14 protein-coding genes are annotated in these 14278 nt (G+C 72.1%); 6 read left to right on the forward strand and 8 right to left on the reverse strand.

The features are described 5' to 3' along the window. Nucleotides 1–13: 13 nt before the first annotated feature. Both ACZ7P3_RS34280 and ACZ7P3_RS34285 read left to right on the forward strand, forming a co-directional pair. Nucleotides 14–1066 carry a family 2 encapsulin nanocompartment cargo protein terpene cyclase gene (locus ACZ7P3_RS34280; RefSeq protein ID WP_472087672.1) on the forward strand — a complete coding sequence of 351 codons (1053 nt, stop codon included), beginning with the start codon at nucleotides 14–16 and terminating at the stop codon, nucleotides 1064–1066. 64 nt (nucleotides 1067–1130) lie between these two features. Further along, nucleotides 1131–2009 (forward strand): geranyl diphosphate 2-C-methyltransferase, encoded by an 879-nt coding sequence (locus ACZ7P3_RS34285; RefSeq protein ID WP_472087674.1) that lies wholly within the window; start codon nucleotides 1131–1133, stop codon nucleotides 2007–2009. Nucleotides 2010–2095: 86 nt separating this feature from the next. On the opposite strand, the gene ACZ7P3_RS34290 is transcribed toward ACZ7P3_RS34285, so the two are convergent. Beyond that, the gene (locus ACZ7P3_RS34290) at nucleotides 2096–2578 is read right to left on the reverse strand and encodes a VOC family protein (RefSeq protein ID WP_472087676.1); all 483 of its coding nucleotides are present in this window, start codon (nucleotides 2576–2578) and stop codon (nucleotides 2096–2098) included. A gap of 123 nt (nucleotides 2579–2701) precedes the next feature. Between ACZ7P3_RS34290 and ACZ7P3_RS34295 the strand changes: the two genes are divergently transcribed. Beyond that, nucleotides 2702–3922: an epoxide hydrolase family protein gene (locus tag ACZ7P3_RS34295; protein WP_472087678.1), complete on the forward strand. Its 1221-nt coding sequence runs from the start codon at nucleotides 2702–2704 to the stop codon at nucleotides 3920–3922. A 7-nt stretch (nucleotides 3923–3929) separates the two neighbouring features. Here the strand turns inward: ACZ7P3_RS34295 and ACZ7P3_RS34300 are convergent, their stop codons facing one another. Beyond that, the gene (locus tag ACZ7P3_RS34300) at nucleotides 3930–4322 is read right to left on the reverse strand and encodes a helix-turn-helix domain-containing protein (RefSeq protein WP_472087680.1); all 393 of its coding nucleotides are present in this window, start codon (nucleotides 4320–4322) and stop codon (nucleotides 3930–3932) included. A 233-nt stretch (nucleotides 4323–4555) separates the two neighbouring features. On the opposite strand from ACZ7P3_RS34300, the gene ACZ7P3_RS34305 reads away from it, so the two are divergent. After that, nucleotides 4556–5446, forward strand: a complete 891-nt coding sequence (locus ACZ7P3_RS34305) for an RNA polymerase sigma factor SigF (RefSeq protein WP_472087868.1) — start codon at nucleotides 4556–4558, stop codon at nucleotides 5444–5446. A gap of 46 nt (nucleotides 5447–5492) precedes the next feature. Here the strand turns inward: ACZ7P3_RS34305 and ACZ7P3_RS34310 are convergent, their stop codons facing one another. Next, nucleotides 5493–5945: an ATP-binding protein gene (locus tag ACZ7P3_RS34310; RefSeq protein ID WP_472087682.1), complete on the reverse strand. Its 453-nt coding sequence runs from the start codon at nucleotides 5943–5945 to the stop codon at nucleotides 5493–5495. A 114-nt stretch (nucleotides 5946–6059) separates the two neighbouring features. Then, a complete protein-coding gene (locus ACZ7P3_RS34315; protein ID WP_472087684.1) occupies nucleotides 6060–7475 on the reverse strand; it encodes a DUF6777 domain-containing protein in 1416 nt (471 codons plus the stop codon). 171 nt (nucleotides 7476–7646) lie between these two features. Here ACZ7P3_RS34315 and ACZ7P3_RS34320 point away from each other — a divergent pair, with 171 nt between their 5' ends. Further along, the gene (locus ACZ7P3_RS34320) at nucleotides 7647–8939 is read left to right on the forward strand and encodes a streptophobe family protein (RefSeq protein ID WP_472087686.1); all 1293 of its coding nucleotides are present in this window, start codon (nucleotides 7647–7649) and stop codon (nucleotides 8937–8939) included. Here ACZ7P3_RS34320 and ACZ7P3_RS34325 read toward each other — a convergent pair. From ACZ7P3_RS34325 to ACZ7P3_RS34340, 4 genes are all read right to left on the reverse strand, one after another. Next, a complete protein-coding gene (locus tag ACZ7P3_RS34325; protein WP_472087688.1) occupies nucleotides 8936–10126 on the reverse strand; it encodes a serine/threonine-protein kinase in 1191 nt (396 codons plus the stop codon). The genes ACZ7P3_RS34320 and ACZ7P3_RS34325 overlap by 4 nt on opposite strands. Beyond that, on the reverse strand, nucleotides 10126–10686 hold the full coding sequence (locus tag ACZ7P3_RS34330) for a hypothetical protein (RefSeq protein ID WP_472087690.1): 561 nt from the start codon (nucleotides 10684–10686) through the stop codon (nucleotides 10126–10128). Before ACZ7P3_RS34330 ends, ACZ7P3_RS34325 begins: the two co-directional genes overlap by 1 nt. Nucleotides 10687–10694: 8 nt before the next feature. Next, complete coding sequence (locus tag ACZ7P3_RS34335) at nucleotides 10695–13037, reverse strand: FHA domain-containing protein (RefSeq protein ID WP_472087692.1); 2343 nt, start codon at nucleotides 13035–13037, stop codon at nucleotides 10695–10697. An 85-nt stretch (nucleotides 13038–13122) separates the two neighbouring features. Next, nucleotides 13123–13533 carry a hypothetical protein gene (locus tag ACZ7P3_RS34340; RefSeq protein WP_472087870.1) on the reverse strand — a complete coding sequence of 137 codons (411 nt, stop codon included), beginning with the start codon at nucleotides 13531–13533 and terminating at the stop codon, nucleotides 13123–13125. A 315-nt stretch (nucleotides 13534–13848) separates the two neighbouring features. Here ACZ7P3_RS34340 and ACZ7P3_RS34345 point away from each other — a divergent pair, with 315 nt between their 5' ends. After that, nucleotides 13849–14229: a nuclear transport factor 2 family protein gene (locus ACZ7P3_RS34345; RefSeq protein WP_472087694.1), complete on the forward strand. Its 381-nt coding sequence runs from the start codon at nucleotides 13849–13851 to the stop codon at nucleotides 14227–14229. Nucleotides 14230–14278: the final 49 nt, after the last annotated feature.

Raw genomic sequence — 14278 nt, forward strand, 5'->3', positions numbered from 1 at the left:
CCTGGAGCACGTCATGAGCGCACCCACCGACTCCTACCGGCTGCCCGGACCGCCAGACATCGCCCGGAGCATGCGCAGAGACCGGCGCACCGGGGCGATCCCCGGGCTGCACTACCGGCCGGCCGTTCCCGCCGACCCGGAGAAGGCCGCCGAGGTCGACCGCCGGCTGGAGGCCTGGGCCCGCGAGCTGGACCTGTTCCCGCAGGCCTGGAAGGGGGACTTCTCCGGCTTCCAGTTCGGCCGGGCCGTCGCACTCCAGCATCCGGGAGCCCTCGATCTGGAGCGGCTGACGGCCGCGGGCAAACTGCTGCTCGCCGAGAACGTCGTGGACTCCTGCTACTGCGAGGAGGACGAGGGCCGAGGCGGATCACGGCGCGGCCTGGGCGGCCCGCTGATCATCGCCCAGTCGGCGCTCGATCCCTACCACGGCATCCCGGAGCTGGAGGAGGAGTGGCGCCAGGGCGTACGGGCCGACGGTCCGCTGCGCTCGTACCACTTCGCCCTCACGGACTACGCCACCTTCGCCACGCCCAGCCAGACCAGCCGGTTCGTGCACGACATGGCCCGGCTGCACATGGGCTATCTGGCCGAGGCCGCCTGGATGGAGACCCGGTACGTGCCGCGGGTCTGGGAGTACCTGGTGATGCGGCAGTTCAACAACTTCCGGCCCTGCCTGGCCCTCGTCGACGCGGTGGACGGCTACGAACTGCCCGAGCCGATCTACGCCCGCCCCGAGATCCAGCGGATCACCGCCCTGGCCTGCAACGCCACCACCATCGTCAACGACCTGTACTCCTTCACCAAGGAGCTGGCGAGCGATCCGGACCACCTCAATCTGCCGCAGGTCGTCGCCGCCAACGAACGCCGCGGGCTCAAGGCCGCCTATCTGAAGTCCGTCGAGATCCACAACCGGATCATGGAGGCCTTCGAGGAGGAGTCGGCCGTGCTGTCCGCCACCTCGCCGCTGGTGGAGCGGTACGCCCAGGGGCTCGCCGCCTGGGTGTCCGGAAACCACGAGTGGCACTCCACCAACACCCACCGCTACCACCTGCCCGACTACTGGTGACCGCCCCGCTCCGCGGAGCACCGCCATGGGTCAAGACCGTCACACGCGTCATGAGGAGTCACCTTTGACGACTGTCCCCGTCGCCCGGACCGCAACCGCTCCGGTACCGGCTCAGTCCATCTACCAGAGCCGCGTCGCGGACTACTGGAACGCCGAGGAGAACCCGGTCAACCTGGAACTCGGGAAGATCGACGACCTGTACCACCACCACTACGGCATCGGCGCCGCCGATCTGTCGGTGCTCGACGAGCCCGACCCGGACCTGCGCCGGGAAGCCATCACGACCGAACTGCACCGGCTGGAGCACGCGCAGGCCGAGCTGCTCGCCGGCCACCTCGGACCGCTCTCCCCCGCCGACCGGGTCTTCGACGCCGGCTGCGGGCGCGGCGGCGGCAGTGTCGTGGCGCATCTGCGCTACGGCTGCCACTCCGACGGCGTCACGATCTCCGCGAAACAGGCCGACTTCGCCAACGAGCAGGCGCGCAGCCGGGGTATCGACGGCAAGGTGCGCTACCACCACCGCAACATGCTCGACACCGGCTTCACGTCGGGCGCGTACGCGGCGTCGTGGAACAACGAGTCCACCATGTACGTCGAGCTGGACCTGCTGTTCGCCGAGCACGCCCGGCTGCTGCGCCGCGGCGGACGGTACGTGGTCATCACCGGCTGCTACAACGACACCTACGGGCAGGCCTCACGTGAGGTCTCACTCATCAACGCGCACTACATCTGCGACATCCATCCGCGGTCGGCGTACTTCCGCGCGATGGCCCGCAACCGGCTGGTGCCGGTGCACGTGCAGGACCTCACGGAGGCGACCGTCCCGTACTGGGAACTGCGCCGCGAGGCGGACCACCTGGTCACCGGCATCGAGGACACCTTCCTGACCGCGTACCGCAACGGCAGCTTCCAGTACCTGCTCATCGTGGCCGACCGGGTCTGACGACCGGCGGACAGCAACCGGTGGCGGTGTCCTGGACACCACCACCGGTGTTCCGTTCGTCAGCGGCACGGCGGACCGCCGGCCCGCTACCGGCCCGCGTACGCCTTCTCCAGCTCGCCGATGTCGAGCTTGCCCATGCTCATCATGGCCCCGGTGGCGCGTGCGGCCTTCTCCGGGTCCGGGTCGCACACCATGTCGATGAGCCGGTCGGGTACGACCTGCCACGAGAGGCCGTAGCGGTCCTTGAGCCAGCCGCACGGGCCGGGTTCGCCGCCGTTCTCGGTGAGCCTGGTCCAGTAGTGGTCGATCTCCTGCTGGTCGGCGCAGAAGATCTGGAAGGAGACCGCCTCGGTGAACGTGAACTGGGGACCGCCGTTGAGCGCGACGAACTTCTGGCCGTTGGCCGTGAACTCCACGGTCACCACGGAGCCGGCCGGGCCGGGGCCCGCCTCGGTGTAGCGTGCGACGCGCTGGATGCTGGAGTTCTTGAAGACCGACACGTAGTAGTCGGCGGCCTCCTCGGCCCGGCCGTCGAACCAGAGACACGTGGTGAAGCCGTCCGTGGTCATGGGCACCTCCTGGAGTGTGGAAACACGGTCACCCTTACCGACCGGTCCGCGCGGCGAAACTCATCGGCCGCGCCCCGGACTGCTCCCCGCGGGTGACGACGGTCCCCCAGTAGCATCCGGGTCATGACCCCTTCGACGACCTCTTCGACCGCCGAGAGCAGCATCCGCCCCTTCCGTCTGTCGGTCCCCCAGAGCGACCTCGACGACCTGTACGACCGCCTGGACCGCACCCGCTGGCCGGACGGCCTGCCCGGGGTGGGCTGGGCGTACGGGGTGCCACCGGATTACCTGCGGGAACTCGCGCAGTACTGGCGGCAGACGTACGACTGGCGTGCGGCCGAGGCCCGGCTGAACGAGTGGCCGCAGTTCACGACCACCATCGACGGGGCGAACGTGCACTTCGCGCACATCCGCTCGCCGGAGCCGGACGCCGTCCCGCTGGTCATCACGCACGGCTGGCCGGGGTCGATCGTGGAGTTCCTGGACGTCGTCGGACCGCTCACCGACCCGGCGGCCCACGGCGGGGATCCGGCCGACGCCTTCCATGTCGTGGTGCCGGGCATCCCCGGGTTCGGACTGTCCGGGCCCACGACGGACACCGGCTGGGAGGCGGGCCGGGTCGCCGACGCGTGGGCCGACCTGATGGGGCGCCTCGGCTATGAGCGGTTCGGCGCGCAGGGCGGCGACTGGGGCGCGATGATCTCCCGCGAGCTGGGCCGCGCCCATCCCGACCGGGTGATCGGCGTCCACCTCAACCTGCTGCCGGGCGCGCAGGCCACCAGCGAGCCCACCGAGGAGGAGCTGGCCGCGCTCGGCCCCGAGGAGCGGGAGCGCACGCTCGTCTCGTGGCGCCGCTGGTCCGCCTGGTCGGGCGACGCGGCGGCGTACGCCCTGCTGCACTCGACCCGGCCGCAGACCCTGGCGTACGCGCTGACGGACTCGCCCGTCGGCCAGCTCGCCTGGATCGTCGAGAAGTTCCGGGAGTGGACGGACTCCGTGGAGCTGCCCGAGGAGGCGGTGGACCGGGACCTGCTGCTGACCAACGTGATGCTGTACTGGCTGACCGGGACCGCCGGTTCGTCCGCCCGGATCTACTACGAGCGCGCGCACGCCACCGGCCGTGCGGCGGCGCCCGCCGAACCGTCCACGGCGCCCACCGCGCTGGCGGTGTTCCCCGCCGAGCTGCAGGTGCCGCTGCGGAGCAAGGCGGACCGCACGGACAACATCGTCCGCTGGACGGAGTTCGGCCGGGGCGGGCACTTCCCGGCCATGGAGGAGCCGGACCTGCTGGTCGGCGACGTCCGGGCCTTCTTCCGGCAGCTGCGCGAGAAGGGCATCGGCTGACGGCGTCTCAGGCCGCCAGGCACAACCCGTCGTACGGCCTGCGGTGCCGCGGCGCCGCCGCCGTACGGCGGGCAGTGACGCTCTGCCGGGTCAACTCGCCCTGTGTGCGGGACAGCAGGTCGCCGAGGCCGAGACCCAGTGCGTGGGCGGCGGCCGCGAGGACCTCCGAGGAGGCCTCCTTGCGGCCGCGCTCGATCTCGGACAGGTAGGGCAGCGAGATCCGGGACTTTTCGGCCACGTCGCGGAGCGTGCGCTGCTGCGCCAGCCGCTCCCGGCGCAGCACCTCACCGACCAGATCGCGCCACAGGGGCTCCTTGGGTGCGGGCCCGGGGGCGTCCGGCCGGGCGGGCTCCGCTCGCAGTGGGATCACACGGGCCTCGTTGCTCACCTGGTTGCTCACCCGGTCAGCCTAGGCCGGGCATCGCGCGCGTGTCCGGGAACGTCGATTTCCCGCCTGCCGGAGACCGGGGGCGCATGCGTCATGTCACCGCGGGTACGCGCCGGGTGAGCGACGCTGCGGGCCGGCATGGAAGCCCGCACAGCGGGTACTCGATGGATCGCAACCCGGGCAGGGGGCGAACACATAGAGGCCGTAGCGGCATCCGTCGCACCGTGACGATCATGGGAGAGGCAATGAGCACCGCCGGTATCCGGTCGGAAGCAGAGGTCGTCGTCGACAGGACCGAGCAGGACAGGACGGGCGAGGCATCACTGCCTGGCATCGAGGACCCGGCGTCCGTCGCGCCGCGTGATGCACGGGAGCTGTCACGCCAGTTCTTCCGGCGGCTCACCCAACTGGAGGAGGGCACGCACGAGTACCAGTACGCGCGCAACACCCTCATCGAGATGAACATGTCGCTCGTGCGGTTCGCGGCGGGACGGTTCCGGGGCCGCGGCGACGACATGGAGGACATCGTCCAGACCGGCATGATCGGCCTGATCAAGGCCATCGACCGGTTCGACCTGTCACGGGAGGTCGAGTTCACCTCCTTCGCGCTGCCGTACATCATGGGCGAGATCAAGCGGTTCTTCCGGGACACCACCTGGGCGGTGCACGTACCCCGGCGGCTGCAGGAGCTGCGGGTGGATCTGGCCAAGGCGCGCGACGAGTTGTCCAGCCGGCTGGACCGGGACCCGACGGTCGCCGAACTGGCCACGCTGATGAACATCTCCGAGGACGAGGTGGTCGAGGCCCAGCTCGCCTCCAACGGGTACAACTCCGCGTCCCTGGACGCCGCGCTCAACGGCGACGGCCCCGAGGACGGCGAAGCGGTGCTCGCCGACTTCATCGGTGTGGAGGAGAAGGGCCTGGGGCTCGTCGAGGACTTCCACGCCCTCGCGCCGCTCATGGCCGAGCTCAGTGACCGCGACCGGCAGATCATCCACCTCAGGTTCGTCGAGGAGGCCACCCAGGCGGAGATCGGGGAACGGCTCGGCTGCTCCCAGATGCACGTCTCCCGGCTGATCAAGCGGATCATCTCGCGGCTGCGCCGGGGCATGCTCGGCGAACTCGGCTGCGCCTGAGCATCGCCCGAGCGCCTGGGCTCAGGCCTTCCCCGAGCGCCTGGGCTCAGGCCTTCAGCGGGACTCGTGCGCACACGCGCTTGCCGACCGGAACCCGTTCCACGGTCACCTCGGCGGCAAGCGCGTGCACGATCTCCAGGCCGTGCCGGCCGACGCGCTCGGGGTTCTTCGGGAACCGGCGGGGCAGGGCCACGCTGCTGTCGTAGACGGCCACGCTGACCGCGCTGTCCGTGCCTTCCATTTCCAGGATGTACGGGCCGCTGCTGTGCCGGTCGGCATTGGTGACCAGCTCGCTCACGACGAGCAGCAGCTCACCGTCGGTCCGGCCGTCGATGGCGGCACACCACTCGGTCCGCAGCCGCTGCAGGAACCGGGCCGCGAAGGCCCGCGCCTCGGCGATGCATCCGGGTTCGCCGGTGTAGTGCGCCGCCGATCGCAGCGGCTCCACGGGTACGTCGAAGCCAGTCGGTATCACTGCCCCGCCCAGGTGCTCGGTCATGCATGTCTCTCTCGGAAGCCGGGTCCGGTCGATCGCTTTCGCACCAGTCCTCGTACCCCGAGGCGGGCCGCGCAGTCCCCCGGGTGCGTTCGCCGAGCGCGCACAGCGCGGGGGTCACGTCCCCGAGGGGGCCGTGCTCGGCGGCACCTGGGCGCTGGAGGTCACGGTCTGGCCGCCGGTCTGCGGGGACGCGGCGGAGCCGGACGGGGACTCTGCCCCGGAGGACTCCGCGGACGAGGCCGATGACTCCGATGACTCCGAGGACTGCGAAGACTGCGAAGACTGCGAGGAGGGTGACGCCGGGGTGGAGGTCTCCGTCGACGGCGACTGCGAGGACGGGGTCTTCGACGACGGCGACTCCGAGGACTCCCCCTTGGACGACGACGGCGAAGCCGAGGACGAGGGCTTGGACGAGGAGGGCTTGGACGAGGAGGAGGAAGAAGAAGACGACGACTGGGACGAGGAAGCCGAAGGAGACGAGGAGGACGACTTGGAGGGGCCGCTCGACGTCGATGCCGAGGGGCAGGGCGGCAAGGGGGAGCCCGGCTTCCCGGTCGTGCCCGGTGCGGACGCGCAGGGGATCGGACGGTTCCAGGGGTGCGGGTCCTTCGGCGGCTTCGTGTGCTGGTCGTGGCGGGCGCTGTCGTCGCCGCGGTGCCGGTGGAACCAGTCGCCGTGGTCGGAGTCGTAGATCACGAAGACGTTGACGACCGTCGGCGCGGGCACGACCACGACGGTGGTCGAGGGCCGGTACGACGCCCAGCGGTCGCCCGTCACCCGCGGCGCGCCGCGCTGGGCGACCGGCGGGGTCAGCGGGTTGCCGCAGGCGCAGCGCGCCCGGGGCACGCCGTGCCCGTCGACGAGGACGGCGGTGCCCGCCTGGAGGACGGACTGGAAGCTGGTGGCGGCTCCGTTGCGGTAGCCGTGGCTGGTGACACGGGTGTCGACGCGCAGCGTCACGGGGGTCAGCGAGCGCAGATAGGCGGGGACGGCGGCGGGCTGGACGCCGGCCTGGGCGGCATACGCACGGTTCTTCGCCGGGTCGGCCTGGAGGGCCTTGATCTGTTTCTCGACGTCACAGCTGGGAGTGTTGCGGGTGCCGCTGTAGAGGCCGGGGGCACCGCCCTGGACACCGCGCACCTCGTCGCCGGGGGCGGCGGACACCGTCGGGGAGAACGTCGCCGCGGGCGCGGACTCCTTCGTCGTGGTCGATTCCGTGAAGGGATCGGGGCCCGTCTTGCCCGCGGCCTGCAGGAAGACCTCGCCGCCCTTGGCGGACGAGCCACCGCCGCCACGGGTGAGGACCACTGCCACGACGGCCGCGGCGACCAAGACGACGGTGATGGCGGCGATGCGGGGCGCGGACCTCCACCACTGCTGGTGCGGACCCCTGGAACCGGCTCCGTCCCCGCCGCCCGGCGGGGGCGAGGGAGGGGAGGGGGGTGGTCCGGCAGGGGGCTGGGAGGGTCCCGACAGGGGGCCGGAGGGCGGTCCGGTCGGGTGGCCGGAGGACGGAGGTTCGACGCTCACGAGCCCTTCTTCCCGTCGCAGTGCGCGGCTTATAGCAGACTAAGTCCCGCTTTATGCGCATTTAATGCACACCGAACCCATTGTGTGCTCCGCTCCCGTGGGGCTCGCAAGCCGACGCCGGACGGCCCACCCGGCGGGCGGGCTGTCCGGCCGCTGCCTAGCGTGACAAGGGTGAGCCCTCCGACCGACTCCGCGCGGCCCGCCGCCCGCCACGGCTGGGTGCAGGCCGTGGCGGCGGTGCTGACCGGGCTGGCCGTCATGATCCTGCTCGCCGCACTGGGGCTGTGGGCGGCCGGGGCGGCGGGGCTGCCGGACGGGGCCTTCGTCCGGGTGGTGATGGCGACCGTGGTGGCAGCGGTCGGCGGCACGCTCGAACTCTCCGGGAACGCGGGTGAGCTGGCGCGGGCCCGGGCCGGTCTCACCGTGCTGCCCCTTTCGGTGACCCTGGCCGGGGCGCTGGTGATCGGCGCGGGCTTCCTGCGGCCGCTGCGGCACCGGGCGGTCGCCTCGGCCCGGGAGCTGGCCGGCTGGGCCGCCCGGATCGCGGTGCTGTGGCTGCTCGCGCTGATCGGCCTCGCGCTGGCCGCCCGGCAGACCTTCGCCGTCGACCTGGGCAACGGCACGCTCAGCGATCTCACCGGCCTGCTGGACGCGACGCCGAGGATCGGGTTCACCACGGACGCGCCGCTGACCGTACTGTTCGGACTGCTGTGGCTGGCCGGGGTGCTGGTGCTGGCCCTGCTGGTGGCGCCCGGAGCTCCGCTGCCCGGCCGGCTGCTGCGCTGTCACGCATCGGTGCGCCCGGCGGCCCACGCCATGGCCGTCCTGCTGCTCGGTTACGTGGCTGTGGGCCTCGTCCTCGCGCTGGTGTCGGCGGCGACGCGCGGACAGCCCGCCGAGACCTTCGCCCTGATCCTGCTCGGCCTCCCCAATCTGGCCTGGCTCGCCCTCACCCTCGGCCAGGGGGCCACCTGGTACGGAAGGGTGGACGGCTCGTTCGGCCTGCCGATGCCGCATGTGCTGGACGAGATCCTGCGGACTCCCGGCATCGCCACGCTGAACCTGCGCACGCTCACCGCCCACGACGGCAGGATGTGGTGGCTCCTGGTCACGGACGTGGTGCTGCTGCTGGCCGTCGCCTTCGGGACGGCGGCCCGGGCCCCGGCCGGCGTCCGGGCCTGGCAGCACGCCGTACGCCTCGGTGTCGCGCTGGCGCTGACGGTGTTCATGGTCTGTCTGCTGTGCCGGATCTCGGCGCACTACGGTCTGTCCCTGCTCGGCATCGGAGATCTGGGCGGCGGTCTGTCCGGGGAGGTGCTCCTCAGGCCCCGGCTGTGGCAGGCGGTGGGCCTCGGGGCGCTCTGGGGGCTGGCCGCGGGCTTCCTGGGAGCGCTGCTGGCCCGACCGGTGCGGCGGCGGGGCGGGGTGTCGGCACGCCCCGGCGGAAGGCTCGGCGCCCCCTAGCCGGGCCCTCGGCCCGGACCCGCGGGTCGGGACCCCTGGCGGAAGACCGGTCCGGCCCAGTCCGGTGGCTGTGGGGGGCCGGCGGCGGTCCTGACGTCCGCCTCCGGGGACGGTCCCGTGTGCGGCTCCGAGGACGACCCTGCGGACGGCTCGGACGACGGCCCCGGGGACGGCTCGGACGACGGCCCTGTATGCGGGTCCGAGGACGGCCCTGTGTGCGGCTCGGACGGCAGCCCCACGGACGGCCCGGGCGACGGCCCTGTGGACGGCCCCAGGACCGGCTCCGGGGGCGGGCGGCTGCCGGCGGGGGCGCCGGCCGGGGCGGAGCGCAGGGCGGCGACGAAGCCGAGGCAGGTGTCGTGGCGGGCGTCCGGGCTCTTGGCGAGGGCCTGGCCGAAGACGGCGTCTACGGCGGGGGGCAGCCCGGGGCGCGACTTGCTCGGCGGGGGCGGCTCGTCGTACTGATGGGCCCACAGCAGGGCCATGTCGTCCTCGCGCACGAAGGGCGGATGTCCGGTCAGGGTCTCGTAGACGACGCAGGCGAGGCCGTAGACGTCGCAGCGACCGTCGACGGGACGGCCGGAGATCTGCTCCGGCGCCACGTAGTCGAGGGTGCCGACGAACTGGCCGACGCTGGTGAACCCGGTCAGGGACAGCGACTTCTTGGTCAGGCCGAAGTCGGTGAGGTACACGTGCTCGGGGTGGTCGCTGTCGGTGCCCCGGGCGACCAGGACATTGCCGGGCTTGACGTCGCGGTGGACCAGACCGCGCTCGTGGGCGGCGTCCAGCGCGGAGGCCACCTGCGCGGCGATGCGCACGGCCGTCCCGAAGGCCAACGGCCCGCGTTCGTCGAGGAGACGGCGCAGATCGCGGCCGGAGACGTACCGCATGGCGATGTAGAGAACGCCGTCCGTCTCGCCGGCCTCGAAGACGGGCACGATGTGCGGATGGTCGAGCGAGGCGGCCACCCTGGACTCATGGGTGAAGCGCTGTCGGAAGGTGTCGTTGCGGGCGAGTTCCGGGGCGAGCAGCTTCAGGGCGACGGTGCGGTCCAGGCGCAGATCGCGGGCGCGGTAGACGACGGCCATACCGCCGCGGCCGATCTCGCTCTCGACCAGGTAGTTCGCCACCTGGCACCCGATCAGCCCCGCGGGCCGGCCGGAGGACAGACCGGCCTGGCTCTCCATCAGGGCTCACCCTTGGGGGTGGCGTACCGGGTGGGTGCGTGCCCGGCGTCCTCACCCTGCGCCGTCCGGTCGGTGGCGTACGTGTTCAGGTGCCGTCCGTCGCCGTAGAGCCAGCGGCCCTCGTCCGGGTCGTACACCCACATGGACTCGCCGTCGACCACGATGCCGATCCGCACTGCGTGGGTGCGGTGCTGGAACGTCTCGCCGTCCAGGCCGCCGGCCGCCAGTTCCTCCACCGCCGACCGGTAGCCGGCCAGGGCTTCCTCGACGGCGGCCAGCAGGGGGCGCGGGTCGGCGGTCGCGGCGGTCGTGTCCTCGGCGGCGGGCGGGTCCTGGGGCATGGCGACCAGCTGCCGGCCGTCGACCCAGGCGGCCCAGCCGTTGGCGCAGCGGATGTGCCCCCAGTCACCGCGCCGCTCCACCAGCTCCACGGGCAGCAGCGGGTCGAGAGGCACCGTCGGGCGGGCCGGGTCCGGGGCCTCCCAGGCGGGCATGCCGTGGGGCGGGACGACGTGCGTGGGCCGGAATGCGGCAGGGTCCTGGTTCGTCGGCTTCGACATCGCAGCGCCTACTTCCGCATCACGGCGGGTTCCTGCCCGCGCAGCAGCCGGTCGACCAGCAGGCCGTAGCCGACGGAGAGCACCGGCAGCATGGCCAGGTTGAGCAGCCAGACGCCGGTCGAGTGCCGGAACAGGGGGTCGGAGGTCAGGACCCCGGGCACGATCCGGGCCAGCCCGATGGTGCCTGCCATGGCACCGAGCGCCCAGCGGGAGGGCACCAGCCAGGAGACCTGTTCGAGGACGGGCACGCCGTGCAGCGGGAGCAGCGCGCCGCAGAAGACGACCTGGATGACGGCGAGCAGCACCAGCAGCGGCATCGTCACCTCCTCCTTGCGCACGAGTGCCGAGACCAGCAGGCCGAGCATCATGGCCGTGAACGCCAGCAGGGCGACGGCGAGGGTGATTTCGGCCAGGGGCGGCAGCAGAACGCCGCTGCCGCCGGGTGCGCCGAGGTCGACGCCGGCCAGGGCGACCAGGGTGAGGACGACTGCCTGGGCGACCGTGACGGTGCCGAGCACCACGACCTTGGACATCAGGTACGCCGGTCTGGACAGGCCGACGGCGCGTTCGCGCCGGTAGACCGCGCGTTCCTTGACGAGTTCGCGCACCCCGTTGGCGGCGCCGGTGAGCACGCCGCCGACACACAGGATGAGCAGTGCGTTCATCGCGGTGTCCTGGGTCAGCCTGCCGCCCGCGAGAGCCCGCGCCATGGCGCCCATCACGAACGGCAGGGCGACCATGACGACAAGGAACGTGCGGTCGGCGGCGAGGACGGCCGTGTAGCGGCGCACCAGGGTGCCGAGCTGGGCGCCCGGGCTGCGGGGACGCGGGGGCACGGGGACGGCCGGCCGGGAGTCCTGGTGCGGGTGGCGGGGCTGGGTGGTGGCCTCGGTGATGTAGTGCCGGTGGAACGGAGAACGGCGGTACTCCCCCGGCCAGTCCCGGTCCCGCTCGCGGTCGAAGGCCTCGAAGGCGTCCGGCCACTGCTCGAAGCCGAGGAAGGCGAGGGCGTCGTCGGGCACGCCGTAGAACGCGATCCGGCCGCCGGGGGCGAGGACCAGGAGACGGTCGCAGACGCCGAGGCTGAGGACGCTGTGCGTGACCACGATGACGGTGCGGCCGTCGTCGGCGAGCCCGCGCAGCATGTGCATCACGGACCGCTCCATGCCGGGGTCGAGGCCGGAGGTCGGCTCGTCCAGGAACAGCAGCGACGGCTTGGTCAGCAGCTCCAGGGCGACGCTCACCCGTTTGCGCTGGCCGCCGGAGAGGCTGTGCACGGGCTGTCCGGCGCGCTGTTCGAGGCCCAGTTCCCGGATCACCTCGTCCACCCGGGCCTGCCGTTCGGTCTTCTCCGTGTCCTCGGGGAAGCGCAGCTCGGCGGCGTAGGTGAGGGCGGCGCGCACGGTGAGCTGGGGGTGCAGGATGTCGTCCTGCGGGACCAGACCGATGCGCCGGCGCAGTTCGGCGTAGTCGCGGTACAGGTCACGGCCGTCGTACAGGACGGTGCCGTGGTCGGCGGGCCGCTGTCCGGTCAGGGCGTTCAGCAGCGTGGACTTGCCGGCGCCGCTCGGTCCGACGACGGCGAGCAGGCACTTCTCCCCCACCGGGAAGGAGACGTGGTCGAGCAGGACCTTGCTGCCGCGCTCGACGGCGACCGTGAGGTCCTGGACGTCCAGGGAGATCTCGCCGGTGTCGACGTACTCCTGGAGCTCGTCGCCGACCAGGGAGTACGTGATGTGGCCGACCCCGACGACGTCACCGGGCCCGGCAGGGGCGCGGGTGACGGGCCGGCCGTTGAGGTAGGTGCCGTTGTGGCTGCCCAGGTCGACGATCTCGTAGCCGCCGTCCGTGGTGGCGCGCAGCTCGGCGTGGTGGCGGGAGACGGTCAGGTCGTCGACGATGAGGTCGTTGTCGTCGGCGCGGCCGATGCGGATCGTGCGCGCGGGCAGCGGCCGTACGCGGCTCGGGTGCCGGAAGGTGCCGGTCAGTTCGGGGTGCGAGACGGCCGGGGGGTGACCGGGGACGGGCGCGGGCGCCCCGGTGAGCACGGCCCGGGGGCCGTCGGCCGGGTTGCCGAAGCGGATGACGCTGCCGGGGCGGACGTCCCACGCGTGGATGCGACGGCCGTCGGCGTAGGTGCCGTTGGTGCTCTGCGCGTCTTCGAGCATCCAGCGGTCGTGCTCGCAGCGCAGCACCGCGTGGTGCCACGACACCCGGGCATCGTCCAGCACGATGTCGCTCAACGGATCACGCCCGACGCGGTAGTCGTGGCCCGGGCTCATCACCGTGGAGCCCGTGTCGGTCTCCAGGACGAGTTCGGGCGCCGCCGGGGCGACCGGCCGCTCCGCCATGACCAGAATTCTACCGATTCGCTCACGCGTGTGCCTGCCCGGCGGGGGTGGCCGAGGGCAGGTGCGGTGTCCGCGGTGGCACGTGTCAGGCGACGGGTACGACGAGCGCCGGGAGGGTGCGCTGCATGCGCAGCGCGTCGACGGACTCGGCGAGCAGTTCGTACTCGGTGGTCTCGTCGCTGGCGGCGATCCGCACCAGCCGGCCGCCCGCCAGCTCCTCCGCGACCAGTTCCTGCCCGTCGGCATCGGCACACCAGCCGCGCAGCAGGGCGGGGACGTCGGCCACCGTGTCCCCGACCGGGACGAGCGCGCCGGCCGGGAAGGCGGGGTCCTGCGGGCTCGGATCGAGCCGCTCGGCGATCCAGGACGCCCGGTCCCGCAGCCACCACAGGGCCAGGGCCAGGGTCGGCGCGCGATAGGTGCCGAGCGGTACGCCGATGCGCTGTCCGCCGCATACGCCGTACGCGGTGACATGGCACAGGAATTCGTCGTGCACGATCACTCCCCCGAACGCATTGCTGACGTGCCGGCCGGGCCCTCGCTTTCCCTGCGGGTCCTGTGCGGTGAAGTGCCCCTGGCGTTTGAGTATCGCCACTCCCGAAACACTGTCACCATGTCTTTCCAGCCAGTCTCCTGGCATATTCCGCGCCCGTTCTGGCCAAAAATGCGCACGGCGTGCGGCACCCCGGTATTACCCGGGAGGTAATCGACCCGCCCCGCGTTTCTCCGGCATGGTGGTCACACCGGATCGGCGAACACCCGGATCCGGCTCCTGACCAGCAGATACGACCTCGATGGAGGCTGATTCGCCATGACCGTGAACACCGAAGGTTACGAGAGCGCCGTCGCCCGTTACTTCGAGGCCTGGAACGCCACCGAGCCCGAGGCCCTCACGAAGGCGGTCGCCGCGGCCTGGACCGCGGACGGCGGCTACACCGACCCGCTCGCCGACGTCCGCGGCCACGAGCAGATCGCGGCCGTGATCACCGCGGCGCACGAGCAGTTCCCGGGGTTCGCGTTCCGTCCCACCGGTGCGGTGGACGGGCACCACGACATCGCGCGCTTCTCCTGGGAACTGGTGAACGAGGCGGACGGCTCGGCTCCGGTGGCCGGGTCCGACGTGATCACGCTGGACGGCGAGGGCCGTATCCGGCAGGTGCTGGGCTTCCTGGACCGGCTTCCGGGCGCCTGAGGCCGGGGCAGCGACGAGTTCTTCCGCTCGCGGTGGTCAGGGGCGGGAA

It is taken from the genome of Streptomyces sp. NPDC107581 (assembly GCF_055657175.1).

Bases quoted from the DNA above. Each gene is read 5' to 3' on its own strand.
- ACZ7P3_RS34280 (WP_472087672.1), top strand. From the start codon at position 14: ATGAGCGCACCCACCGACTCCTACCGGCTGCCCGGACCGCCAGACATC.
- ACZ7P3_RS34290 (WP_472087676.1), bottom strand. From the start codon at position 2,578: ATGACCACGGACGGCTTCACCACGTGTCTCTGGTTCGACGGCCGGGCC.
- ACZ7P3_RS34295 (WP_472087678.1), top strand. From the start codon at position 2,702: ATGACCCCTTCGACGACCTCTTCGACCGCCGAGAGCAGCATCCGCCCC.
- ACZ7P3_RS34305 (WP_472087868.1), top strand. From the start codon at position 4,556: ATGAGCACCGCCGGTATCCGGTCGGAAGCAGAGGTCGTCGTCGACAGG.
- ACZ7P3_RS34310 (WP_472087682.1), bottom strand. From the start codon at position 5,945: ATGACCGAGCACCTGGGCGGGGCAGTGATACCGACTGGCTTCGACGTA.
- ACZ7P3_RS34325 (WP_472087688.1), bottom strand. From the start codon at position 10,126: ATGGAGAGCCAGGCCGGTCTGTCCTCCGGCCGGCCCGCGGGGCTGATC.
- ACZ7P3_RS34330 (WP_472087690.1), bottom strand. From the start codon at position 10,686: ATGTCGAAGCCGACGAACCAGGACCCTGCCGCATTCCGGCCCACGCAC.
- ACZ7P3_RS34335 (WP_472087692.1), bottom strand. From the start codon at position 13,037: ATGGCGGAGCGGCCGGTCGCCCCGGCGGCGCCCGAACTCGTCCTGGAG.
- ACZ7P3_RS34345 (WP_472087694.1), top strand. From the start codon at position 13,849: ATGACCGTGAACACCGAAGGTTACGAGAGCGCCGTCGCCCGTTACTTC.